The sequence below is a fragment of the Myxococcus hansupus genome (genome assembly GCF_000280925.3).
In the GTDB taxonomy this organism is placed as follows: Bacteria; Myxococcota; Myxococcia; order Myxococcales; family Myxococcaceae; genus Myxococcus; species Myxococcus hansupus.
Genome location: NZ_CP012109.1, coordinates 8,425,157 through 8,448,726, shown reverse-complemented (window position 1 = coordinate 8,448,726; position 23,570 = coordinate 8,425,157). Strand labels below are relative to the sequence as shown.

The window sequence follows — 23,570 nt, the reverse complement described above, 5'->3', positions numbered from 1 at the left end:
CCTCGAATCCCGCGTGCATCTTCCACCAGGGGTTCGCTCGGGTGGAAGAGGGGCCTACGCGCCCGGCGTCAGCGCTTCGATGCGCGCCTTTTCCGAGATGATGAGATCCCGGACGTGCTCACGCAGGGACGCCACGTCGGTGAAGCCGCTGGGATCGACGGGGGGCATGACCTGGACGTGGCAGCGGGAGTTGGTCTCCAGGACCAGGCCATGTTTGGGCAGGGTGCGCGCGGTGCCGGTGAGGACCACGGGGATGATGGGACAGCGCTGCTTCAGGGCCAACGCGAAGGCGCCGTCCTTGAAGGGCTTCACCACGCCGTCGAAGGAGCGTGTGCCTTCGGGGAACATGAGGATGGGCACGCCGCGAGACAGCCAGTATTCGCAGGCCGCCATCATCTTGATGATGCTCGCCTTGTCACCGCGAACCAGGGGGACATAGCGGTTGAGCCGCATGTTCCAGCCGATGAGGGGCAGCTTGAAGTTCGCCGCCTTGGAGACCCACTTGAAGGGGCGGTAGAGGCCGAAGAGGACGAGGATGTCGCCGAGCGACTCGTGATTGGACACGAGCACCGCCGCGCCCTTCCAGGGCAGGTGTTCGCGCCCGTCGACCTTCAGGCTCCAGAGCGGGTTGACGTAGAAATAGAGCTGCGCCCAGAAGCACGAATACAGGTGCAGGACGCGCCCGTTCCGGTCGAACGGCAGCGTGACGGCCCACACGAGCACGGCGCCCAAGAAGAGCACCAGGCTGGAGAGCGCCAGGAACGCCCAGAAGACGATGGAGAATAGGAGTCGAATGGCGCGCAGTGTGCCACACGGCTGTGGCCCGTGTTCCTCGACTTCGTGATGTCACGAAGTCGGCCTTGTCGGAGTTCAGTCGTGGGCTCTACAACCGTGGAGCTGCCAGCCCAATGTGCAAGCCCGGTTGCTGCACACAACAGCGACGCGGAGGCCGCGCTGCGTGCGCACCGACGCAGGTGCAACAGAACTCCTGAGGGAGTCCATGCGCCAGATCAAAGAGGGCTCCTGGCGCCTGATGCGTGCGCTGAATCGGATGTATCAGCACAAACGCGCGGGTGACCTCGACAGCGCACGCCAGGAAATGCGGGACGTTCTCTCCGCCGAAGTCGTGCCTTTCTACCGCGACGTTGCGGCCGGGCAGCTCGAAGACCTCGAAGACGTGTCGTAGCGACACGGGCGCCCCTGGGAGAAGCCCTCCGTGAGCAGTCCGCTCAACTCCCGCCGGGCGGCGAAGCCTCCTGAACGTCGGCGCCCCCGTCCAGGCGGCTCCGCCGCGCACGCGAGTGGCGCCGAGGCCCACGGACGTTGTTGGACTCAGTTGGCTTTCCATGCAGTGCGGGTTGCCGGCTTTGGTAGGGTCAATGTTGGAGAGCGCGCATTGCCTCGACTCGTTGCCATTCTTTCCCTGTTGCTGGGATTCGCCGCCCCGGCGCAATCCCTCCCGGCCGTCCGCGAGCGCATCGAGCGGCGCGTCGTCCTGTCTGGTGATTCCTCAGCGCAGGTGCCGGAGGTGCGCATCGCCGCTGGCGCCGCCACCTTGTTGCGCTTTGACGCGCTCCTCCAACGCGACGCGATTGAAGTGGAGGGGCGCGAGCGTTTCCATCTGGTGGAAGTGGGCGAGCGAATCCTCGTTCTGGAGCCCGCGATGGACCTGGGCCCCGGCGAGCGGTTGATGCTTCGCGTGCGCTACGCGGATGATGCCGCTCCCGCGCAGGGCGTCTTCGCGCTCGTCTCTCACGCATCCGAGGTGGATGCCCGGGTGAATGTCTTTAGAAAGCGTGACTCCGTCGAGGTGCTGCGGGCAGAACTCGCGGATGTTCGCGCGCAATTGACCGCACAGGAGGTTGAGCTGCGCGCGCTCCAGGCTCGCTGTCAGGCCAGTGGCCCGGCGGGCCTCGTGATGGCCGGAAGCTTGAGGGCGGAGGGTGTGCGAGGGGGGCGTATCAAGTGGGAGACGACGCTGAAGTCCGACGGGAGCCTTGACTGCGTGCGCGGCGAGGCACTCCATTCCGCTTCCTGGTCCGTCGTGTCTTTCTTCGTTCGGAACAAAGGCCCCGCGCCGTGGAAAGCCTCGACGGCGAAGTTGCGCAGCCTCGCGCGCGGAGAGCGTGTTGAGGTGGTGGCCGTCAGGACGCAGCCGCAAGTGATTGCTCCGGGCGAGACGGGGCGCATCATCATCGAGGTGGCGGCGATCGAGGAGCGGGCCGGAGAGAAGTTCAGCGTGGAGCTTGGTGACGACGCCGAGAGCGGGCGAAGGCTCTCTTGCACCATGACGTTCGATGGGAGGTCCCCTTGATTGCCATGTACCACCCCGCGCAACTCCAGCCCGGTCAGTGGGTGGACGGGTGGCGCGTGGTGTGCTTGCTGGGAGCGGGCACCTACGGCGCCGTGTACCGGGTGGAGAAGAACGGGCGGCACTTCGCGATGAAGCTGGCCATGCACCGCGCCAGCAGCGGCGACGCGGAGCAGGCCGACGCGCGACTGCAACGAGAGCTGGGGTGCCTGGTCCACCTGTCGCACCCCAACATCATCGCCTCGCGTGCGCACGGACGGTGGCCAGACCTCGTCACCGGCTGGCTCTACGTCATCCTCGACCTCGTGGAGGGGTATACCCTGGCCGAGTGGGTGGAGCGCATGCACCCCACCGCCCAAGAGGTTGCTCGCGTCTTCGGGAAGCTCGCGGCGGCCCTGGACTACATGCACGGGCGTGGCGTCTTCCACCGCGATTTGAAGCTCGGCAACATCATGGTGCGCGCTTCCGACGGAGCGCCGCTCATCCTCGATTTCAGCGCGGGGGATTACACGAACGCCGAGGACCTGACGGACGCGCCGCTGCCGCCCGGCACCCGGCGCTACCGCACGCCGGAGGCCTACCGCTTCCTGCGCGAGAACGGTGACAACCGGGCCGCGCGCTACGAGTTCAAGGTGACGGACGACGTCTACGCGCTGGGCGTCTGCCTCTTCGACGTGTTGACCGCGCCCGAGCCGACAAGTGGCTCTTTCAAGGCGCCCGTCGAGGGACGATGGATGCCTCCGCCCGCGCGGGTCTTGAATCCACGGGTGCCGGAGTCGCTGAGCGACGCGGCCATGAACTTCATCGCGCGCAAGCCCGAGCACCGGCCGCCCACGGCGGAGGTGATGCGCCGCAAGCTGGAAGCCTTCGCCACGGAGGCGGGGCCGGAGTGGACGACACCTCTCCATCACCTCGCGACGAAGCCACGGTTCGATCCAGCGACAGGCACCGAGGCGCCCCTGCCTTCCCGCCCGCGCCCCTGGAGGCGGGTGGTCCTGCTCGGAGCGGTGTTGGCCATGGGGGGGGCCGCCGCTGTCACGATGACGAGGTCATCTCCGCCAGAAGCGCCCGCTCAGATTGATGGTTCTGTCCCCGCGAGCAGTCCGCCGCGCGATACGGGGCCCGTGGCCCTGGTCGAATCGTCGACGTTGCTGACTCCGCCCGAGGTGGACGCCGGCGTGTCATGGGATGCGAGATCCCCGCCGCGTGTGCCCGCGTCTTCACCCGCTGGGGTAGCGTTGCCCCCTCCAGTCCCCGTCCAGAAGGAAAGCCCCGCCGTGAAGCGTGCCCCCACCGTCGCCAGCCCGTCCGAAGCCCCGGCCAAGAAGGCCCTTTCCTCTGGAGGAAACGGGGCGGAGTTCCTCAAGAAGTGCGCGGCCGCCAGCGCCGCCGTGGCTTTGCAGCTCGGGTGCCCCAGCAGCGCTCAGTTGCGTCCCACGTCCTCTGAGTGCCCCGCCGAGGCGATTGACGCCATGTTCGAGAAGCTGCATCTGGTTCGAGGGAGCAGCACCTACCTCAACATCGACATGGAACAGCCCGGGGAGGAATTTGACATGGGCGTGTTTGGCGATGGGCCTGTGCGTGGCATCGTTACCGATGGGGACCGGAGAATGCCTAACGGCACCATCCTTGATGGCCAGCTCTGGACGGGGGACGGGAGATTCTATGCCCGCTACACCCGGGCCCGGTATCCGGATGGGAAGAGCTATCCCGTGTGCATCGTGATTGGAGGCTGGGGGCCGGAGGACGGGCGGGAAGGATCGAAGCCGGGCGCCGTGGTCTTCCCCAGGTCCTACCATGCCTATTGGGTGACGCGCTGGCCCTGAGCGCGAGCGTAAAGAGGATTTGCATTTCGGAAAGGGCCACGGACTCTGGGTGAAGTCGGGCGCGCGGCGCTCGGGACCCGTGGCGTCGTTCACTCCAGAAGGGACGGGAGATAGCTTGCCGTCTGTCTTTGCGAGGCATCGCTTGCGAAGGCGTCACGGAGACCCCCTTCATGTCCCATGGTAATGACCCTCGGCCCTCCGAGGGCGCGGTCCTCTTTTGTAATGGGGACACCGCCTACGAGTTCTTTCAGCACCTCGGCCTGGGCCGCAATGGTGAGCGCCTCATGCTCGCGCGGCCCCGCACCCCGGCTGGCTACCAGGGCAAGGTGCTGCTCAAGTGCGTAGCCCTGCCGGATACGAAGTTTCTGGAGCAGTACCCACGCGCCCGGGTGCGACTGGAGGAGGAGACGCGGTTGGCTCGGTTCCTCCAGCATCCCGGCATCGCCCGCGTCCATGGCCTCTTCGAGACGAAGCAGGGCCTGTGCTCCGTCATGGAGTGCGTGGAGGGCTTCAGCCTGGACGCGCTGCTGACCATTGCCCAGACGCGGGGTGGTTACTTCTCGGAGTCCTTCGTCCTGTATGTGTTCGCTGAGGTCGCGGCGGCACTGGCTTACGCGCATTCTCGGACGGACGACGCGGGGCTGCCACTGGGCATCGTCAATCGCGACGTCAATCCCGCACGCATCCGCCTGCGCCCGAATGGCTCCGTGGCGCTGACGGATTTCGGCGTGGCCTTCTCACGGCTCGCGGGGCGCATCGCCACATCACTGCCGCGTCTCAAGGGAGAGGTCCTCTACGCCGCCCCGGAGGCGTTGCTCGGGGAGGTCGTGGATGCGCGTGGGGACCTCTTCTCCCTGGGCTTGACGATGTTGGAGTTCGCCACCGGCCGTCACCTGTACGACCCGGCGGACTTGAAGATTTCGGAGGCGGAGTCGCGACTCTCTCCCGTGGAGCATCAGCGTGTCCTGCACGCCTCCATCCGGCACATGGAGACGGGACAGCCGCTCCATGTGGAGGACGCCATCTGGTGCGCCATGGTGTACCGCCCCCAGGACATTGGCCGTGCGGCCTTCGGTGTGTCCAAGCCCCTGCGCACCCTCTTCTACAAGCTGCTGCGCCGCAGGCCCGCGGACCGCTTCGCGTCGGCCGCCGAATTGGAGGTGGCCCTGCGGGCCCGGTTGTCGCAGTTGGCGCCCTACGGCGCGGACGACGCGGTGAAGGAGGTCGAGCAGGCACTCTTCGAAGCGGGCGAGGCGATGGAAGAGTTGACCTTGATGGACGATGAAGGCGGCTTCGTCCCGGCTGACTGGCGCTCGCACCCGGACTCCATCGAGACGCTGCCGGGGAGCGCTATCTCGGATGAGCTGACGACGGAGCCTGGTGCGGGTGCGCGCCGGGCGAAGAAGCCGCCGGCCGTTTAACGGCAGCCTCAATTCCTTTCACCCTGACTGGGTTTTCTGCCGGCCCGGCGCAAGCCGCGAGTCCGACCGGGAGACGTGTGTTTCTCGTGCCTCATTCCGGGGCACGCACGGGAGGCGTGTATGCACAGGAAGCGAAGGTGTCTGTCCGTGCTGTTGTTGCTTGTCTTGTTGCCCTGGCCGGGGCGGGCCTCGGAGCCTCCCTTGCCCGAGGAAGCGGCGCCGTCCACCCCAGCGGCCTCGCCCGCGCGCAGGTGGTACTACCTGACGCGCCTGGAGGCGACGACGTTTGCGTTGCTTCCTCGCGCGGGCGCTGGTGGTGACGATGGCTTCGTCCAGGTGGAGCCCACCTTCATCATCGACGGTGGTCCCGAATTCGGCGTCAACGTGGGCGCTCCCGTGCGCGTTCGGATGTGGGGTGGTGCCGAGGGCGCGGGGATTGTGCGGCGGGAGGACTGGGACTCTCTCTCGGACTGGGGGCAACTGGTCCGTGGCCTCAAGTTCGGCTCGGACAACGCGCCGCTGGGGGTGTGGTTCGGTGGATTGGAGAGCTACAGCCTGCTCTCCGGGCATCTGGTCCGCCGTTACTCCAACCGCGCGAATCCGGACTACCACCCGGCGGGAGGCTTCCTCACGGGCACGTTGGGGCCTCTCTACACGGAGGCGTTTGTCTCGGACGTGCTGGGCGCGCGGTTGATGGGTGCGGAGTTCTCCCTGGACCTGGAGCACGTCTTCTTCGGCAAGGCCAAGGAGCACAGTCGGTACACCCTGGCGCTGTCCGCCGTGCATGACTGGGGGCGAGCGGGTGGACGCGCGCCATCGGTGACGCTGGCGCATGCGGATGCAACGGCGGTGGTGGTGGTGCGACCTGACTACGAGGTCTACCTGGTCGTGGGCTGGGGCGGGCGTCCCGGCGAGGGCGGTGCATGGGGGGCTGTGGCGGGCGCGGGGTTGGACGCGGGGACGGAGACACTCAACCTGCGGTTGCGGCTGGAGGCGCGGCACCAGCGTGGCGGATTCCGGCAAGGTTTCTTCGGGGCGGACTACGAGTTGGCGCGCTTCCAGTCTGCGGGTACGGATGGCGTACCGCTCGCGAATGCTGGCTTCCCAGACGGCTACTCCGCATTCGGTGAGGCCGAAGTGGGTTGGGATGCCATCAGCTACGGGGGCCTCTACAGACACCTGAAGCTGTCGCTGGGCGCGGAGGCGTTCTCCTGGGGGCGCTTCGACGTGGACGGGCGCGTCGCGGTGCAGCTCTTCGAGCGCAGCCTGGAAGTGGCGTTGAAGGGCCTGGGCGTGGGCATGGGACAGCCTGGGGCGCGTTACCTGGGGGCCGCGGAAGTGCGCTGGCGATTCCTGGGCGGGAAGCTCTACGCGATGGGGACGGGCGGCACGCTGCTCTTCCCCACAGCGGAAGGGACGCTGCGTCCAGGAGCCTTCGCGTCGGTGGGCCTGGGGGTGGACAATGCGCGCTAACCCCTTGCTGTTGGTGGCGGTATTGGCCACGGGGGCCGCTTCGGTGGCGCATGCCTCCGGGCTTGGCGGAACACTGCACGATGCGCCGCGCGTGGCCACATCCCCCGAGTGGGAGGACACGCCAAACGATGGGCCTCCGCATTCCGTGGACGCTTCTTCGTTCTCTATCTCCGGGCCGGAGGTGGACCAACGGCGAGCGCGCCAGCGAGGGCCACGGCACGACGCAACAGGGGCCGTGCCTGGCACTGCGTCCGTCGCTGTCGGAGGTGGAGTGCAGAGCGCCGCAGCGGTGCGTCAGGCAACCCTCGGCGCCATTGATGAAGTGAAGCGCTCCCTGCAGGGAATTGATGCCACGCGCTCTCGACTTTCGTCGCGTCCATCCGCTCTCGGTGGCCGGGGACTCGACGGGGTGTTCACGCGCTATCTCGACCACGGCTCCACGCAACTGACGTGGCTCCGAGGAACGCTGGGGAGTGCCACGGCGCTGGCGGGAGTGGCGTCGGAGGTGGGGGATTCAGAAATGGAGCTGGGCATCCTCCGCATGTCGGGACCTCGAATCCAGGCCGCGATGTTCGGAACCCTGCTGCTGGCGACGTGGGTGGACTTCCTGCAACTCGCTGATGCCGTGCTCCGCGACTGTCCGATGTGCGGCTCCGAGAAGCTGTTCGCGGACCTGCATCGAGTTCAAAGCAAGCTGACTCCGACGCTGGCGGACCTCGCATCGGGGGACTCGGCGCGGATCGAGGCGGCGGCGACCGCGATGCCGGTGCTGATGGGGGAGTTGACCCAGGAGTTCGACTCGATTCGTCGGGAGGCGCGCTCGGCCATGGAGGTGGGCGGCAAGGTCATGGTGGCGGCGCAGGTGATGGAGCTGCTCGCCCTGATTTCCACACTGAACATGTCACTCCCCCGGCCGCCCCCAGCCGCACCCGTGACGCTCGGCGTGGGCCTCGTGATGAGTTCAGGGGGCGTCATGGCGGGCTCGCGGCTCGTCGTCTCGGCGGAGTGGGTGGAGATGATGCGAAGGCTGGTGCGGGCGGGCGTCATCTCGCTTCCCGTCGTGAGCGCGGCCGTCCGCATCCACGGTGGACAGGTGATGATGGCCCAGGCCCACCAGGACTTGCCCGAGGGTGTGCGGGAAGCGCTGGGGGACAGCCCCGAGGTGCGAGGCATGCATGTGACAGGCAGGGCTGGTGCGGGCATGTCCGGCGCACCGAAGCATCACGTCCTGCCGAAAGAGCACCGGGAGTGGTTCGAGCGGCGCGGCTTCACGGGTGACATGGACATCGACAATTTCTGCGTTCGACTGGAGCAGGCCCACCACGAGGCCCTTCACGGTGGGGGGAACTGGCGCATGGGGCGCACATGGCCCGGAGAGTGGAACCGGATGATCATGGAAGCGCTCCGCGAAGCCGAGGTCGAAGCTGGCCGGATGTTTACGCGGAACGAGGTTCTGTACATTGTCGCGTCTCGCATGAAGCGCTACGACGTCCCTATGAAGTTCACGAAGGGACGAAGCCAATGACTGACGGTCGTTCATGGCAGGGGAACTGGAAAGCCCGCCTTTATGCGCGGGTCCGTGAACGTGGCTTTGATTCGCTGACCTCCTTTGCCGAATCACGCCCCGCCGTTTCGTTGAACGCTCTTGCTGAGGAGCTTGGCAAGGACGATGTTTCGGGTGTTCAGGTGATGAGCGGGCTGCTTGCCGAGGCGGAGCAGCGTAGGCAGGTCACGCGTTTCGTCCGTGACGTACTCGTGCGCGAACTGTCCGCGACACTCCCAAACGGCTGGCCAGTCGTGATGGACGACGAAGGTCGCTTCCAAGTGGCCAAGGCACTCGGATGCTGGTCTGCCGACACTCCGGATACGCACAAGGAGCGGGTTCGGCAGGCCAGGGCCGCACTTCGCGCGATCCCACCCCCTGCTGGGTGGCGCCCGCTAGGGCCTGATGACGAGCTATTGCGGACGCTTCTTCCCGACGACGAGGCCTGAACGGAGTTGGTAGCCCCGCGAGTCAGAAACGGAGCCGCCATGTGCCCCCAGTGTGCTCCTCCATCGTGGTTCGAGGTGGCACACCGGGGAGCAACATGGGTCGGGGCGGGATGACGTCTCCGAGTGAAACCGAGGTTCCAGCGGGTAACAGCGCGTCCTACGAGTTCGACCCGATTCGTCGGGAGGCGCGCTCGACCATGGAGGTGGGCGGCAAGGTCATGGTGGGGGCGCAGGTGATGAAACTGCTCGCCCTGATTTCCATGCTGAAGATGTCACTCCCCAGACCACCCGCGACGCTCGGCGTGGGACTCGTCATGAGTTCGGGAGGTGTGCTGGGCGACAGTCTCGAAGTGCGAGGCATGCAGATGACGGGCAATGCCGGTGCGGGCATGTCCGACGCGCCGAAGCATTACGTCCTGCCGCAAGAGCACCGGGAGGGGTTCGAGCAGCGCGGCTGCAAGGGCGACATGGACATCGACAACTTCTGCGTCCGCCTGAAGAGGTCCCACCACGAGGCGCTTCACTGAGAGGGGAACTGGAAGCTGGAGCGCACATGGCCCGCAAGTGGAACCGGCTGGTCATGCACGCTCTCCGTGATGCTGGAGCTACGGCTGGCCGGATGTTGACGCGGAATGAGTTCCTGGACACCGTCGCGGACCGCATGACGGACTACAGGATCCCGATGAACTTCACCCCCGGGAGAAGACGATGAGCGGTGGAGAAGCTTGGCGGGGCAACATCAAGGCACGTCTTTACGAAAGGGTCCGGGAACGGGGCTTCGAGTCGCTCACCGCTTTTGCCGAGGCGCGCCCTGCCGTTCCTCTGTATGCCCTGGCCGACGAGCTTGGCAACGACGTTGCTGCGGTGCAGATTCTAAGCGGCTTGCTGTACGAGGCGGAGCAAAGCAAGAAGGTCACGCGCTTTGTCCGTGACGTGCTTGCGCGCCTCTTGTCGCAGAGCCTCCCGAATGGTTGGCCGGACGTGCTGGATGACGCGAACCGATTCAAGGTTGCTAAGGCACTCGGCTCGTGGTCCGCATACACCCCAGAAACCCATAAGGAGCGGGGCCGACTGGTCAGGGTGGCACTTCATGCCAACCCTCCCCCTGCTGGCTGGCGCCCGATTGGGCCTGACGACGAGCTTCTCCGGACGCTCCTTCCCGACGACGAGGCCTGACGCGCAGTGGCAGGATCCTTCCGTGTTCCATCCACCGGCTCGTCGCCGCACCCGGGCAGCGCAACACGGGGCTGCCATGAGCCGAGCCCAGGACGCGGCTACCCGGCTTTCAACACGGGCACGGAGACGGGGACGGGCGTCGTCTCATGGGGCGTGGCGTCCAGTGTCTGCACCCGGGCGCCCTCGGCGGCGAAGGCGTCACGCAGCCAGGGGTGGCAGGTGAAGGCGATGACCTGCTGGTGCTCGGAGAGCTTCGCCAGCAGGTGGATGGCGCCGCGTGCCCGCTCCGGGTCGAAGTTCACCAGCACGTCGTCGACGATGAGCGGCAGCGCTCCGCGCGTCTCACCGAAGTCGCGCACCACGGCCAAGCGGAACGCCAGATAGAGCTGCTCCCGTGTCCCTCGGGAGAGCTGCGCCGCGCTCCAGTCGCGCTGTCCGTCGCCCACGCGCAGCTCGCGCTCCTCGCCCGTGGGGATGAAGACGCGCGGGTAGCGGCCCTGGGTGAGCGCGGCGAAGTGCTCGGAGGCGAGCTGCACCACGCGCGGCTGTTGCTCCTCCTCGAAGCGGCGGCGGGCCCGGGACAGCAGCGCGAGCGTCAGCCGGTCCGCCGCGTACTGCCGCGCCAGCTCGGCGGCCTTGGCCCGCAGGGACTCCTCGACGATGCGAAGCTGCGCCAGTGCGTCGTCGTTCTCCCACTGCTCCAGTTGGTGGCGGAGCGCGCCGCACTCCGTGAGCACGGCCTTCTGTCGCTCCTGGGCCTCGGCGTGCTTCTCGCGCAAGGACTCCAGCTCCGCGCGCAGGCCCTGCTCTCCGCCCACGTCGATGAGCGCCTGCCGGGCCGACGTCTCCGACAAGCCCGTGCGTGCCTCGATGCGGTGTGACAGCTCGCGCGTCCGGCCCGTGAGTTCCACGTAGCGGCGCGACTGCGCGGCCCGGCGGCGGAACGTCTCCTCGTCAGCGCTGCCGCCCTCGGCCAGCAGCGCCGCCAGGGCCGCCTCTTCGTCATGGGACAGCCCATCCAGGCGCGCCTTCTCCGCGAGCAGCTCGTGGTGGCTCGCCTCCACCGTCCGAAGCTCCAGACGGCGGGCGCGCTCCTGCTCCAGCGCCGAGGCCACCCGCGTGGCGATGGGCTCCATCGCCCCCGAGTCCAGCCCGTGCGCCTTCGCGGAGCCCGGGACGAGCTCCGCCGCCACGGCCTCCGCCCACAACCGCGCCGTCACCTGCGCGCACGCCTGGGCATCCACGGAGAGCGCCGCCGCCTCCGCGCCCACGTCCAGCAGCCGCTGCCGCAGCGCCGCGGCGTCTCGCCACAGCGTCAGCGCCGCGGACGCGGCCAGCGTGGGCGGGAAGCACCGCGCGGACAGATGTTCCGCCAGCTCCGCCTCCAGGTTCCCTCGCCGTGCCTCCACTTCGCCCACCGCCTCGCTCGCGCGGTGCTCCTCGCGCAGGGCGGCGGTGTGCTCGGCGTGGAGCTTCTCCTGCTCGCGTTGCAGCAATTCGCGCCGGCCCGCCCGCTCCAGCGCATCCGCGAGCGTGGCCTCTCGCGCCGCCATGTCCGCGGCCGTCGCCACCAGATTCAGACCGGCTTCGGTGGCGGCGGACAGCAGCTCCCGGTGCAAGACTTCCTCTCGAGCCGACAGCGCCATGAGCGCCGAGCGCAGGCGCTCCTCCTCCTGCTGCCGCCAACGCTGACGCGCCCCCTGCGCCGCCACGTCCGCGTCGCGCGCCGCCTCCACGCGCCGCCGTGCCAGCTCCAACACCCCCGTGAGCAACAGCCCGACGCCCAGGCACAGCGCGCCCACGAGGTTGCCCGCGAGCAACCACGCCGTCACCGCGAGGGCCACCGCGACCACCGCCACGGCGGGCACCCACCAGAGAGGGAGGACCGCCGTCGTGAGGTGGGGCTCGCCCTGGGTGCGGACGCTTTCGAATTGCCGGTGCAGCTCGGCGCGCTGCTCCGACAGGCGCTCCAGGTCCCCGCGCACTGTGCGCAGCCGTCCCAGGCCCGCCTGTTGCTGACGGAGCTGCGACGTCCGTTCCTGGGGCAGCGCCAACAGCTCCGCGTCGACCCGTCGCAGCGCGCCGTCCAGCCGCTCCCGTTCCGACACGGCCCGAGCCCGCGTGCCCTCCGCCTCGCGGTGCGTGGCCTCTGCCGCCGACAGTCGCGACGCCAGCTCCTCCAGCGCCACGCGGACGCTGGCGCTCAAGTCCAGCGCGAGCAGGCCCGGCCCATCCACCGGAAGGCCCAGCTCCCGCAGCGCCAGCTCCACCTGCCGCTGCTTCTCCGCCAACGCGGCGCGGCGGGAGGGCAGGGCGCGCAGCAGCACCGCGCGCTCGGTGTAGGCCGCCAACGCCAGCCCGAGCGCCTCCTCACGTCCCCGCACCCCGGAGGGCGCGGACAGGCGCTCCAGGTCCGCGTCCGCCGTCGCCAACCGCAGCGCCAGCCGGGCCCCTTCGGCGCGACAGTTCCGTCGCCGGTGCAGCCCGTCCTCCAGCCGCGATTCACCCGCCTCGGGGAAGGACTCCAGCGCGGGCAGCGTCTCCAGTTCGGCCCGTGCTTGCGCCAGCGCTCCCGTGTCGCCCAGCGCCGCTTCCAACCGCGTCAGCCGCTCCAGTCGGGCGACCAGCTCCAGCAGGTCGGCTTCCAGCACCCGCTGCTCCTCGACGAGGGCGCCCAGCCGCGCCTTCTCCGAGAAGTAACGCGCGGGCCGGTCCCCTTCCAGCCGCAGCCGTGCCTGCACGTCCTCGAGCGCCTTCATCGTCACGTTGAGGGACGACTTCACGCCGTTGGGTTTGTAGATGAGCTCGGTGCTCTTGCGGAGCTGGTCCATCACCTCCGGGAGTCGCCGCGCGCCGCGCATGCTGGCGGCGACCAGGGCCTCGGAGGCGCCACGCTCCTCGGTGAGCCGCTCGAAGCCGGCCAGCTCATCCAACCGGAAGGCGAACACGTCGAAGAACAGCTCACGCGACACGTGCGCCAGCGCGCTCTCCAGCGACTCCTTGGAGAGCTCCTGCCCGTCCGCGTCGCGCACCGACAGCTCGCCCTCGGACGTGCGCCGGCTCGCGATGCGGCGCACCAGCAGCGAGCCCGCGCTGGTGGCCAGCGTCAGCTCGCCGCCGAAGGCGCCGCCGTGGGCCGGCTCATACCGTTCCGGCTGCCCGCGCTTCTCGAAGCCGAACAGCATGCTGCGCAGGAAGGCCAGCAGGGTGCTCTTCCCCGCCTCGTTGGGGCCGTACAGCAGATGGAGGCCCGGGCCCAGCTCCCGCGTGAGGCCGGAGAAGCGGCCGAAGCCCAGCACTCGCAGCGCGTCGATGCGCAGCCCCGGTTTCATGAGGACTCCTCCTCGTGCAGGGATTCCACGCCGTGCAGTCCCGCCTGGACCATCCACTCCGCCCGCGGTGCTTCCAGCGCGTCCACGCCCAGTCGCTTCAGCCGCTGGCCCAGCGTGCCCAGCGCTTCCTCTTCCCAGAGCCGCGCCAGGTCCTCCGGGTGCTCCGCGAGGTGGCCCACCTCATCCAGCAGCGTGCGCGCGAAGCCGCCCGCCGCGCACACCGCCTCCAGGTCCACCTCCGGACGGCTGCTGTCCCGCAGCGACTCCAGCAGCACCGGGGGATGGCCGCGCGCGAGCTGGTCGCGCAGGTCGCTCTCCCACTGGGCCAGCGCGCCGGGCCGGGACAGCTCGCGGTGCAGGGGGCCCCGTCCGGTGAGCGTGAGCCGCACCGCGTGGCCGTCCAGCTCCGGAGCGCAGCAGGACTCCACCCCTTCCAGCGCGGTGCTCATCAACCCATCCAGGGTGCCGACGCCGGACAGCGGAACCTCCAGCTTGTGCCAGCGCACGCCGTCCACGGGCACGAAGCGGCGCCGCATGCCGCCGTCCTCCACTTCCACCAACATGCACCCGCGCGGCCCGGTCTCGTTCGCGTGTCGGCCCTGCGGGTTGCCCGGGTACACCGCCACGCCACCGCCCGGCAGCAGGTGTTCGGCGCGCGTGTGGACATGGCCCAAAGCCCAGTAGTCCAGCCCGCGCGCGCCCAGGCCCGCGGTGGTGCAGGGCGCGTAGTTGGCGTGGCCCTCCACGCCGCCCAGGTTGGCGTGCAGCAGGCCCACCGTGAAGCCGTCGCCGGTGCGGCGGAAGCGCGCGGAGAGGTCGTCACGCACCTCCACGTCCGGATAGGAGATGCCCTGTACGCGGCACAGGCGCCGGCCCTCGCGCTTCACCTCCACCTCTTCCCAGTCCGGGCCGAACACCTTCACGGACGCGGGCAGCCCCAGCGCGCCGGTGTCGCCGCTGAGCGGGTCATGGTTGCCGTGGACGATGAAGGTGGAGATGCCCGCGGCGTCCAGCCGGCCCAGCTCACGCCGCAGCGCCAGCCGCGCGCGCACGGAGCGGTCCTTCATGTCGAACAGGTCTCCGGCGAGCAGCAGGAAGGCCACGCGTTCGCGCAGGCACAGGTCGGTGATGCGGGTGAGGGCGCGGAACGTGGCGTCCTGGAAGCGTCCGAGAAGCGGCCCCTGGGTCGCGACACCTCGGAAGGGCGTGTCCAGGTGCAGGTCGGCGGCATGAACGTACTTGAAGGGCATGGCGCGCCGCCCAACGTACCCGATGCGGCCAGACGACCCGACTTTCCAGTCCGGGCGCACGAACGCTGGCCGACAGCGACCCGCCCTTTGTTCCCGGGATGCGTCGACTCGCCGCCAGACCAGGTGTGGGGGGTAGGACAGAGCCCATTTCGCGCCGGGTCTCACCGCGAGCGCGGCGCACCTCACCGGCCAGGTCGTGTCTCGTCCTCGCGGGATTTGAAACGGCATGGGGTCCGGGAAGTTCCCGGACCCCGAGGCGTGCCCGCCATGGCCTGCCGTGTGGCCTACTGCTGGCCGTCGGGACTGTGCGTGCCCCGGTCCATGGTGTCGTGGCCCTCGTTCATCATGCCGGAGCCGCCGGTGCCCGCGTCGTAGCCGTTGTCCATCATGCCGGAGCCACCGGTGCCCGCGTCGGTACCTTGGATTTCCTGGCCCGTGCCGCCGGTGCCGCCCATGGTGTCGCTCGGGTGCGGCGTCGTGCCCTGGCCGCTGCCGCCCGTGCCCTCCATGCCCGGCGTGGTCGTCGTCCCCCGATGGTCGCGGTTTTGCTCCCTGCACCCCGTGACGCCCACCATCGCGGCCACTGCACCCACCACCATCCACCGTTTGAATGCCTGCATCGCGATTCCTCCCTGAGTAGCGACTCGCCCAAGGCTGGAGGCTGTCTCCCCCAGGCGCACCCCGTCCCCTCGACCGTTGCGCATGACCGTCCAGGCACCTGCCAACCGGGCAGGCGCTCGCCTCGGGGGGATGCATCGCGTGTCCTCAGTCGGGCCGGCGGAGCACGAGCAGCGCGTACTCCAGGCCACCGTCCATCAGCGCTTGTTGCAGGCGCAGGTGCTCGCGGCTGGATTCGCCGCGGCCCGCCCGGGCCAGGGCGCGCAGCGGGTGCTGGGTGGGGGAGGCCAGGGCCCGCTCATGGACGAGCAGCTCCAGCGTGAGCGACCAGAAGCCCACGACGCGCGAGGACACGTCGTCGCGCACCTCCAGCTCCAGCCCCGCGGCGTGCGCGGCGGAGAGGTACTCGTCCAGTGAGCCGATGCGCGTGCGCCAGTACCGGTCGAAGGGCGCGGCCAGCTCGGCGCGGCCGAGGAAGCAGTCGGCGATGGCCACCAGGCCGCCTGGCTTCAGCAGCGCGCGCGTGCGGCGGAACCATTCGGCGCGAGGCAGGTAGCAGGCGCTCTCCACCGCCACGACGGCGTCATAGCTGGCACGGCCCGGCACCGACAGGGCGTCGCAGAGAATCGGGCGCACGCGTGCTCCCACGCCCGCGACCTCCGCGAAGCCCCGCACCAGCGCCACATGCGAGGGCACGTTCGTCACCGCCGTCACATGGGCGCGGTGCTCCATGGCCCAGTACAGCGAGCCGCCGCCCAGGCCGCAGCCGATGTCGAGCACCTCGCCGCCGTCCGGGAAGCGGCCCACGGCGCGCGTCAGCTCCGCCAGCATTGCCTCCTGCGCGCCGTGGACGGTCGCCCGCAGCGTCGCGGGTGACGCGCCGGGGGGCGGCACCACATCCACCAGCCCGGAGTGGTAGTGCACCCGGGGCCCGGGCCCGTACCGTTGGAGCAGCCGCTCCGTCTTCGCCTCGTAGTACGCGCTCACCTCGTCGCGCACCCACTCGGGTTCCACGGCTTCGGCCCTCATGATTCCCCCTCTGGCAACACCGGCTCGATGCGGCGCAGCGCCGCGTCCAGACAGCGCAGGTCCAAGCGGCGCAGCGACTGCGCGGCGGCGCGCGCCCAATCCACGATTTCGTAGCGGTCCGCCTCGGGCATGCTGGTGAAGCGCACGTCGCGCGAGCGGATGTCCTCCGCCACGTGCGCGGCCACGCCCAGCGCCCGGCCCGCCAGGGCGGCCCGCGTCTCCAGCACGGTGCCCGCCCACAACACCTGCAGGTACGCGGCCCACTGCTGGCCGGCGATGCCCTCCGCCACCTGGCGGAACAGCGGCGCCGTCCACGTCCGCGCGCGCACCTCCAGCGCCTGGGGCCCGGCGGCCACCGCCAGGGTGCGGACGGCTTCCGCCAGCACCGGGCCCGGAAGCTGCGCCTGCGCGCCACACAGCGTGGCGAAGGCGAGGTTCTGGAGGATGAACTGCACGCACGGCCCCACGCGCATCGGCGGGTCGTGGTACGTGCATTCGCCGTCGATGAGGTCGTCGGCGAGGTTGCCCGCGCAGAAGCTGAGGAAGAGCCCGGCGCCACGCGCCATCAGGGCGTCGCGCTGCAGGCCGGCCTCCGCGCCCGCTTCATAGAAGAGGGCGAGCGGGCCCGGCTGCCCCGCCTCCAACGCGGCCAGCACGTCCCGTTCGGACACGTCCGGCAGCGAGAGCCGGCGGAGCGCGCGCAGCGACTCCTGATACAGGGCGCCGCCGCTCATGGGTACTCCCTGGGGAGGACCATGCGCAGCACGGCCCCGCCTTCGGACGCGTTCTGCCGGTGCAGCATCCCGCCGCTGGCGCGCAGCAGGCACTCGCTGGTGTAGAGGCCCAGGCCCGTCGCGTGGGCCTTGCTGGTGTAGAGCGCCTCGGCGGGACGTCCGAGCTGTCCCGGCGGGAAGCCCGGTCCGTCGTCGGTGATGGTGACTTCCAGGCGGCCGCTGAGCGGCTCCACGCGCGCGAGGATGTGGACGCGGGCCGCGCCCTCCTCGCCGTCGCCCTCGCAGGCGTTGAGCACCAGGTTCTCCACCACGCGGCGCAGCGTGGGCGCGCCGCCGCGCATGAGCGCGCGCAAGGGCGACGGGGGCTGCTCCACCTCCACCTGGATGTCCACGTCCGGGAAGCGCAGGCCCACGCTGGCCTGCACCGAGTCCAGCACTGGCGACAGGTCCACCGGCTCGGGCTCCGTGCCCGCGTGGCGGCGGCCCTTGGTGCGGGCGTCCGTCACCATGTCCCGAATCTGCGTCAGGCTGTCGTTGAGCCGCCGCAGCAGCTCCTCGAACTCGGAGCGGCCCGGCGGCAGGCGGGGCGCGCCCAGCACGGCCAGCATGTCCGCCGCGCTGCCCGCGGCCATGAGCGCGTTGTCGATGTCGTGGTGGTAGCCGAGGATTTCCGCCAGCGCCTGGGACAGCCGGCCCACGTCGCGCTCCTGCTGCTCCAGGAGCTGCGCGTGCACGGCGGCGCGCAGGCGCTCGGCGTCCGCGCGGGCCAGGTCATGCTGCACGGCGAAGGTGCCCAGGTACAGCTCGGCCGTGAGGGCCACGGGGCCGATGACGCCGAAGAGGGCCAGGTGGTCGTCGCTGCCGCGCAGGGGCAGGGCGAGGCCCAGGGCCAGCGCGGTGCCCAGCGCGAGGAAGGGTTGGTGCGGCGTCACCCGGTGCAGCCGGCCGTGGAACGCGGTGGTGAAGAGGAACAGCGAGGCAATGACGGCCGCTCCGGGCAGCGCCGACATCGCCATCAGCGCGGCCACGAAGAAGTGCATGGCGGCCACGCCCACGGCGAGCCACGCCCACCCCCAGGGTTCGATGCGGCGCCGCTTCCGGTGCACCAGCGAGAAGATGACGCCGCTGAGCAGCATCGGGGCGGCGCACAGGAGCGCCTTCCCGAAGTGGAGACCGAAGAAGCTCCGCGCGCCCGGCGCCCAGGCGGCCATGGCGAGCATGCAGGGCACCAGGGCGCACAGCGCCAGCCACGGGCCCAGGGCCGCGGCGGCCATCACCTCCGGGGCGTTCTGGGCGCGTGTCCACCGCCGGAACGAGGCCCGCACGGCCTGCCGTCCGGCGGAGCGCACACTCATACGGTGGCGGAGAGGGTGTCACCCGCCGCCATGCCAAGGGTGGTGGACGCTTCGGTGGCGCGCTCGGCGCGGTGGTTCAGTTCGTCGACGAGGTCCGCGTTTCCGGGCCGGACGATGTGGACCGCCACCTCGCCGCCCGCGAGCACGTGGTGGAGCGCCTCCATGAGTGGCCGGAGCGCGGGGTTGAGCGCGCGAGCTCCCACCGGGCCTTCCGTCGCGCCGAGCGCATGGCTGCGCGCCAGGTAGTCCACCAGCGCGTTGGCGGAGATGGGCCGCTTCCTCGGCGTGTCCGCCTCGACTGTGTTGGCGCGGCTCCGGGGCCGCGCGGGCGTGGGCGCACCCGTGCGGGCGTCCCAGCGTGGAGGACATTCTCGTCGCGTGCGAAGCGGATGAAACCGTATTTCTCGGACTCTGGGCGTCGTCATGCTGGCTCCCCCCCGGGGCCTGGCACAGTCGTTTCACCCCCGAGCAAAGCGAAGCGTCGTCCGTCTCGTCAAACTCCTGGCCCGGCGAGTGTTGTCCAGCGTGTTCTCCTCACCCTGCGGGGCGGGACGGTGGTACGGGGTGGACAGTGGGCGTGGCGGAAGAGGTTCGCGGCATGTCTCGAAGGTTGACGAGGCCCGGCCCCGTGACGGTGGCCGTCCTGACGTTGTTGGTGGCGATGCTTTCCATCCAGACGGGGGCATCGCTGGCCAAGCGAGTCTTTCCCGTCGTGGGCGCGTCGGGCGCGACGGCGCTCCGGGTGTTCTTCGCGGCGCTCATCCTGGCGGCGGTGTTCCGGCCGTGGCGGCAGCGGCTGACGCGCAAGGACCTGCTGTCCGTGGCGATCTACGGCGCGGCGCTCGGCGGGATGAACCTGACCTTCTACCTGGCGCTGGAGCGCATCCCCCTGGGCATCGCCGTCGCCATCGAGTTCACCGGGCCGCTGGCGCTGGCCATCTTCTCCACGCGGCGGGCGCTCGACTTCGTGTGGGCGCTGTTGGCCGTGGCCGGCATCCTGCTGATTCTTCCGCTGTCGGAGACCTCGCGCGCGCTGGACTGGATGGGGGTCTTCTGGGCGCTGGTGGCCGCCACCTGCTGGGCGCTCTACATCCTCTTCGGCCAGCGCGCGGGCGGCTCCGTCCACGGCGGCACGGCGGCGTCGCTGGGCATGGTGACCGCGGCGCTGCTGGTGATGCCCTTCGGCATCGCGCACGCGGGCACGAAGCTCCTGGACGTGACGTTACTGCCCATCATCCTGGGCGTGGCGGTGCTGTCGAGCGCGCTGCCGTACTCCCTGGAGATGTACGCGCTCAAGGCGCTGCCCACGCGCACGTTCGGCATCCTGATGAGCGTGGAGCCGGCGCTGGCGGCCCTGTCGGGCCTGCTGCTGCTCGACGAGCGCCTATCCTTGAGGCAGTGGGCGGCCATCGGTTGCATCATCCTGGCCTCGGTGGGCAGCTCCGCGACGTCGCGCAAGGCGGCGGAGGAGAAGGCCGCTCCGGCCTGACGGCGCGGGGGGATGTCCTCCGCCGGATAGCGAGGAGGCACCGGGCGGGCCCGTCTTCGTGCTCGCAAGGGACGCGGCGGCGCGCTAGAGGTCGGCGCATGCGTGACCGAATCCTGTCCGTGCTCCGCCAGTTGGCCCAGACGCCCGACATGGAGGCGCGCTGGCTGCACACCATTTCCCTGATGGAGTTCATCGGCGCGCGGAAGATTTCGCGCACCGTGGCGGACCGGCACCCGTCGCTGGAGGTCTTGAATCACCTCGCCGACGAGACGCGCCACGCGTTCGCCTTCAAGCGCCTGTCGGCCGAGGTCGCCGGCGCGGAAATCACCACGTTCCTCTGCCCGGAGGCGGCGGGCCGCTACTTCCAGGCGCTGGACCACGAGCTGGCCACCTGGGCCACGGGCTTCACCGGCGGGCCGGACGTGTACCTGCACTACCTGCTCACCACCACCGCCATCGAGCGGCGCGCCATGGTGCTCTACCCGCTCTACAAGGCGGCTTCGCGCCACCCGGGCGTGCGCGAGGAGCTGGGGCGCGTCGTCACCGAGGAGCAGAGCCACCGGCGCACCATCGAGGACGCGTGCGTCGCGCGGCTCACCGCCGTGGGCGCCTCGCTGGAGGACGCGCTGGCGCTGGAGGAGCGGCTCTTCACGGCCTTCATCGGCGAGCTGGAAGCCACCGTGGCGCGCGAGCTGGGGGCCCAGGCGGCCTTCGTTCCGGCGCCGGTGGACGCGGAGACCGCTCGGGCCGGCGAGTAACCCGGGGCGGGCCTACAGCGACTCTCCCTCCTCGGCGGGCGCGCCCGTCCCGAACGCGCCCGAGAGCACCAGCGTGCCTTCCCTCAGCTCCGCGCGGAGGTTGCGCGCCTTGCGGGCCCGCTTGCGGCTGAGCTCCACGCCCACCGCGTCCAGGCCCAGGGCGTTGGCCACGGCCAGCACGGTGCCGTGGCCGCAGAAGGGGTCCACCACCGTGCGCGTCCGGGTGTGCTCCAGGATGAAGCGGCACGCGATGAGACAGGCCTCCACGCCCATGCCGCGCGTCCACGTCACCTCACCGGCTTCGGGCAGGACGTCCGGCGTGGACTTCCCCATGTCCACGCGCACGCCTCGCGAGAAGCACAGCATGTGGGAGTACGCGGGCCGTCCGAACGTCACCGTCCCGGGAGGCCGCCGGCACACCACCTTGTGCCAGAGCAGGTCCACGCCCACCTCTTCCGCGGCGCGTGACACCAGGTAGCCCTTGTCCACCCAGGTGCCCTCTTCCTTGACGTCCGTCTGGTAGAAGATGGCCACGCCCTCCGGCGGCACGCGCGCGAGGATGAGCGCCGCCGCGCGGATGAACCACGCCTTCCAGTCCGCCAGGGAGAGGGTCGGGAACTCCGACCAGTCAGGCAGGGAGGCGATGGCCGAGCTGCCCTCCAACACGGGGCGCGCCTCCAACCACGCCAGTGCGTCCTCGCAGTCCACCGTGCGCTGGGGTTCCCGCCGCGCCGCGCCCGTGTCGCCGTCCCGTTCGTCCACCATGAGGCGCGGAGTCTGCCAGAGCGGGAGTACACTCGCGCGCATGAAGGCCGCCGCCCGCAGGCTCCTCCAACAGTCCCACGCCCACCTGGAGAAGGGGGAGGTGGGCCGCGCCGTGCACGTGCTCAAGGAGGCCCTGGGCCTGGAGCCGGAGGACCTCTCCCTCTGGGAGGAGATGTACCGGCTGTGCATGCTCGCGGGCTCACCGCGCAGCGCCCTGTTCGCGTCCGCCGAGCTGCGCCGCCTGGCGCCGCACAGCGCGGACTTCGCCTACCGGCACGGCATCGCGGCGCTGGCGGACGGGCAGGTGGAGGAGGCCCTCGCCGCGCTGGGCGACGCGCTGGCCCGGGCTCCGGACTCCGTGGAGGTGCGCCGCGCGTTGGCCCAGGTGCATGGCGCCCTGGGGGAACCCGCGCGCGCGCTCGCGTTGCTGGAAGAGGCGGTGGCCCTGCGGCCCACGGAGCCTGATCCGGTGAATGACTGCGCCGTCCTGCTCTGCCAGCAGGGCGTGGAAGGGAAGCGCCGCGCCGTCCCGCTGTTGCAGCGGGTGCTGACCGCGCACCCCCAGTGCACCCCGGCCCACCTCAACCTGGCCCTGGCCCTGGCTGACACGGACGTAGCTGCGGCGAGGGCCCACGCCCAGCAGGCGACGCGGTCGGACGATGTGGACGTCGCGGCGCAGGCCCGCCGACTGCTGGCCACACTCTCCGCGTAGGCGGTAGCCAACACTTCGAAACCGTGGCTTGCTAGTGCTTCCTCGGATTTCTACAATCCTGCTTTATCAACTTTTCTCCGGAGAATACCCACATGCCCTCGACATCAGCGAAAGACGGAACTTCGCTCCACTACCGGGTCGTGGGTGACGGTCCCCGGACGGTGGTGCTGGTCCACGGTTGGATGGTGTCCGGCGCCGTGTGGGATTCGCTGGTGGAGCGCCTGGACCTGACCGGGCTGCGGCTGGTGATTCCGGACATGCGCGGCACGGGCAAGTCGGACCGGCCGAAGACGGGCTATGGCCTGGAGACGCTGGCTTCGGACGTGCTGGCGGTGGTGGACGCCTCGGGCGCGCATCGCTTCACGCTGGTGGGGCACAGCATGGGCGGCCAGCTCGTGCAGTGGGTGGCGTCGGAGGTGCCGGACCGGGTGGACGGGGTGGTGGCGCTCAACACCGTGCCGGCCACGGGCCTGCCGCTGCCGCCGGACGCGGCGGGGTTGTTCCGCACCTCGGGTTCGAGCCGCGAGCAGAAGCAGACCATCCTTGGGCTCGCGTGCAAGCAGCTCTCGCCGGAGTCGCTGGAGTCGCTGCTGAAGGACTCGATGGACGTCAGCCCGGAGTGCATCGAGCAGGTCTACGACGCCTGGACGACGGGTGGCTTCGCCGAGAAGCTGGCTGCGATTGCCGCGCCCACGCTGGTGGTGGCCACGGATGACGCCTTCCTGCCGCCCGCGTTCCTGCGTCAGGCGGTGGTGGCGCCCATCCGCCGCGCGCGGCTGACGTACCTCCCTGGCCCCGGCCACTACCCGCAGGTGGAGCGTCCCGAGGAGACGGCGGCCCTGGTGTCCGCCTTCCTCGCCGGCTCCGCCACGGCCTGAGGAGACTTCAGATGGCCTGGAGCATGTCCTTCGATTACGACGTGCAGAACGACGTCGTCACCGCGAACTTCACTGACTGCGTCCTGGTCAATGAGGCGGACGTCCTCCGTTGGAGGACGGAAGTGGAGGCGCACCTCTCCAAGTACCCCTCCCGGGTGGACCTGCTCATCAACCTGGATGGGTTGGTGGTGAAGTTCACCGCGGGCCGTGTCTTCGGGAAGGAGCGGCGCGAGGTGCTGGAGCGTTACACGCATCGCTCGTACCGCTTCGGCGGCGACGAGATGACGCGCATGTTCGTGCTCACCAGCGGCGCCATCAACGGCGCGGCCGTGAATCACTACAACACGCGGGACGAGGCGCTGGCCGCCCTCACCGCGGAGCGCGAGGCGTTGCGCAAGCGGGGCTTCTCGCCGTTCGGCGGCGGCTTCGTGGGCAGCAAGGCCTGAGGTCC

The 23,570-nt window shown here is 70.0% G+C and carries 23 protein-coding genes; 14 read left to right on the top strand and 9 right to left on the bottom strand.

Annotated features, from left to right (window positions below; genetic code table 11):
* Positions 1 to 54 precede the first annotated feature (54 nt).
* A complete protein-coding gene (locus A176_RS33325) occupies positions 55 to 741 on the bottom strand; it encodes a lysophospholipid acyltransferase family protein (protein WP_002637678.1) in 687 nt (228 codons plus the stop codon).
* Between the two features lie 259 nt (positions 742 to 1,000).
* Between A176_RS33325 and A176_RS33320 the strand changes: the two genes are divergently transcribed.
* From A176_RS33320 to A176_RS33280, 9 genes are all read left to right on the top strand, one after another.
* Positions 1,001 to 1,186, top strand: a complete 186-nt coding sequence (locus A176_RS33320; RefSeq protein WP_021781306.1) for a DUSAM domain-containing protein — start codon at positions 1,001 to 1,003, stop codon at positions 1,184 to 1,186.
* Between the two features lie 210 nt (positions 1,187 to 1,396).
* On the top strand, positions 1,397 to 2,314 hold the full coding sequence (locus A176_RS33315; RefSeq protein WP_002637676.1) for a DUF2381 family protein: 918 nt from the start codon (positions 1,397 to 1,399) through the stop codon (positions 2,312 to 2,314).
* A gap of 5 nt (positions 2,315 to 2,319) precedes the next feature.
* Positions 2,320 to 4,137 carry a serine/threonine protein kinase gene (locus A176_RS33310; RefSeq protein ID WP_002637675.1) on the top strand — a complete coding sequence of 606 codons (1,818 nt, stop codon included), beginning with the start codon at positions 2,320 to 2,322 and terminating at the stop codon, positions 4,135 to 4,137.
* Positions 4,138 to 4,307: 170 nt separating this feature from the next.
* Positions 4,308 to 5,558: a serine/threonine protein kinase gene (locus A176_RS33305; protein WP_002637674.1), complete on the top strand. Its 1,251-nt coding sequence runs from the start codon at positions 4,308 to 4,310 to the stop codon at positions 5,556 to 5,558.
* 120 nt (positions 5,559 to 5,678) lie between these two features.
* On the top strand, positions 5,679 to 7,031 hold the full coding sequence (locus A176_RS33300; protein WP_021781304.1) for a hypothetical protein: 1,353 nt from the start codon (positions 5,679 to 5,681) through the stop codon (positions 7,029 to 7,031).
* A gap of 409 nt (positions 7,032 to 7,440) precedes the next feature.
* The gene (locus A176_RS33295) at positions 7,441 to 8,556 is read left to right on the top strand and encodes a DUF2380 domain-containing protein (RefSeq protein ID WP_002637672.1); all 1,116 of its coding nucleotides are present in this window, start codon (positions 7,441 to 7,443) and stop codon (positions 8,554 to 8,556) included.
* A complete protein-coding gene (locus A176_RS38420) occupies positions 8,553 to 9,023 on the top strand; it encodes an NUDIX hydrolase (protein ID WP_082282880.1) in 471 nt (156 codons plus the stop codon). Before A176_RS33295 ends, A176_RS38420 begins: the two co-directional genes overlap by 4 nt.
* A 110-nt stretch (positions 9,024 to 9,133) precedes the next feature.
* Positions 9,134 to 9,550, top strand: a complete 417-nt coding sequence (locus tag A176_RS40370; protein WP_226994064.1) for a hypothetical protein — start codon at positions 9,134 to 9,136, stop codon at positions 9,548 to 9,550.
* Between the two features lie 181 nt (positions 9,551 to 9,731).
* On the top strand, positions 9,732 to 10,199 hold the full coding sequence (locus tag A176_RS33280; protein ID WP_044890207.1) for a hypothetical protein: 468 nt from the start codon (positions 9,732 to 9,734) through the stop codon (positions 10,197 to 10,199).
* 98 nt (positions 10,200 to 10,297) lie between these two features.
* Here the strand turns inward: A176_RS33280 and A176_RS40835 are convergent, their stop codons facing one another.
* From A176_RS40835 to A176_RS38415, 7 genes are all read right to left on the bottom strand, one after another.
* Entirely contained in the window at positions 10,298 to 13,531 is a 3,234-nt protein-coding gene (locus A176_RS40835) for an AAA family ATPase (RefSeq protein WP_002637670.1), read from the bottom strand.
* Positions 13,528 to 14,781: a metallophosphoesterase family protein gene (locus A176_RS33270; protein ID WP_002637669.1), complete on the bottom strand. Its 1,254-nt coding sequence runs from the start codon at positions 14,779 to 14,781 to the stop codon at positions 13,528 to 13,530. Before A176_RS33270 ends, A176_RS40835 begins: the two co-directional genes overlap by 4 nt.
* A 284-nt stretch (positions 14,782 to 15,065) precedes the next feature.
* Positions 15,066 to 15,401: a hypothetical protein gene (locus tag A176_RS33265; protein ID WP_002637668.1), complete on the bottom strand. Its 336-nt coding sequence runs from the start codon at positions 15,399 to 15,401 to the stop codon at positions 15,066 to 15,068.
* A 145-nt stretch (positions 15,402 to 15,546) separates the two neighbouring features.
* Positions 15,547 to 16,428, bottom strand: coding sequence for a class I SAM-dependent methyltransferase (locus A176_RS33260; protein WP_044890206.1), 882 nt, complete (start codon positions 16,426 to 16,428; stop codon positions 15,547 to 15,549).
* Positions 16,425 to 17,162, bottom strand: coding sequence for a hypothetical protein (locus A176_RS33255; RefSeq protein ID WP_002637666.1), 738 nt, complete (start codon positions 17,160 to 17,162; stop codon positions 16,425 to 16,427). The genes A176_RS33260 and A176_RS33255 overlap by 4 nt, the downstream gene beginning before the upstream one ends.
* Complete coding sequence (locus A176_RS33250) at positions 17,159 to 18,517, bottom strand: sensor histidine kinase (RefSeq protein ID WP_044890205.1); 1,359 nt, start codon at positions 18,515 to 18,517, stop codon at positions 17,159 to 17,161. The genes A176_RS33255 and A176_RS33250 overlap by 4 nt, the downstream gene beginning before the upstream one ends.
* Positions 18,514 to 18,942: a hypothetical protein gene (locus A176_RS38415; protein ID WP_002637664.1), complete on the bottom strand. Its 429-nt coding sequence runs from the start codon at positions 18,940 to 18,942 to the stop codon at positions 18,514 to 18,516. The genes A176_RS33250 and A176_RS38415 overlap by 4 nt, the downstream gene beginning before the upstream one ends.
* Positions 18,943 to 19,115: 173 nt before the next feature.
* On the opposite strand from A176_RS38415, the gene A176_RS33240 reads away from it, so the two are divergent.
* The gene (locus A176_RS33240) at positions 19,116 to 20,006 is read left to right on the top strand and encodes an EamA family transporter (protein ID WP_044890254.1); all 891 of its coding nucleotides are present in this window, start codon (positions 19,116 to 19,118) and stop codon (positions 20,004 to 20,006) included.
* Positions 20,007 to 20,104: 98 nt separating this feature from the next.
* Positions 20,105 to 20,764: a hypothetical protein gene (locus tag A176_RS33235; protein ID WP_002637662.1), complete on the top strand. Its 660-nt coding sequence runs from the start codon at positions 20,105 to 20,107 to the stop codon at positions 20,762 to 20,764.
* Positions 20,765 to 20,776: 12 nt separating this feature from the next.
* Here A176_RS33235 and A176_RS33230 read toward each other — a convergent pair whose 3' ends face one another.
* Positions 20,777 to 21,529: a DNA methyltransferase gene (locus A176_RS33230; RefSeq protein WP_002637661.1), complete on the bottom strand. Its 753-nt coding sequence runs from the start codon at positions 21,527 to 21,529 to the stop codon at positions 20,777 to 20,779.
* A 40-nt stretch (positions 21,530 to 21,569) separates the two neighbouring features.
* Here A176_RS33230 and A176_RS33225 point away from each other — a divergent pair, with 40 nt between their 5' ends.
* The 3 genes from A176_RS33225 (at position 21,570) to A176_RS33215 (ending at position 23,565) form a co-directional block, all read left to right on the top strand.
* Complete coding sequence (locus A176_RS33225; protein ID WP_002637660.1) at positions 21,570 to 22,241, top strand: tetratricopeptide repeat protein; 672 nt, start codon at positions 21,570 to 21,572, stop codon at positions 22,239 to 22,241.
* A gap of 92 nt (positions 22,242 to 22,333) precedes the next feature.
* Positions 22,334 to 23,119 (top strand): alpha/beta fold hydrolase, encoded by a 786-nt coding sequence (locus A176_RS33220; protein WP_002637659.1) that lies wholly within the window; start codon positions 22,334 to 22,336, stop codon positions 23,117 to 23,119.
* A gap of 11 nt (positions 23,120 to 23,130) precedes the next feature.
* Positions 23,131 to 23,565 (top strand): hypothetical protein, encoded by a 435-nt coding sequence (locus A176_RS33215; protein WP_002637658.1) that lies wholly within the window; start codon positions 23,131 to 23,133, stop codon positions 23,563 to 23,565.
* The last annotated feature ends 5 nt before the right edge of the window (positions 23,566 to 23,570 follow it).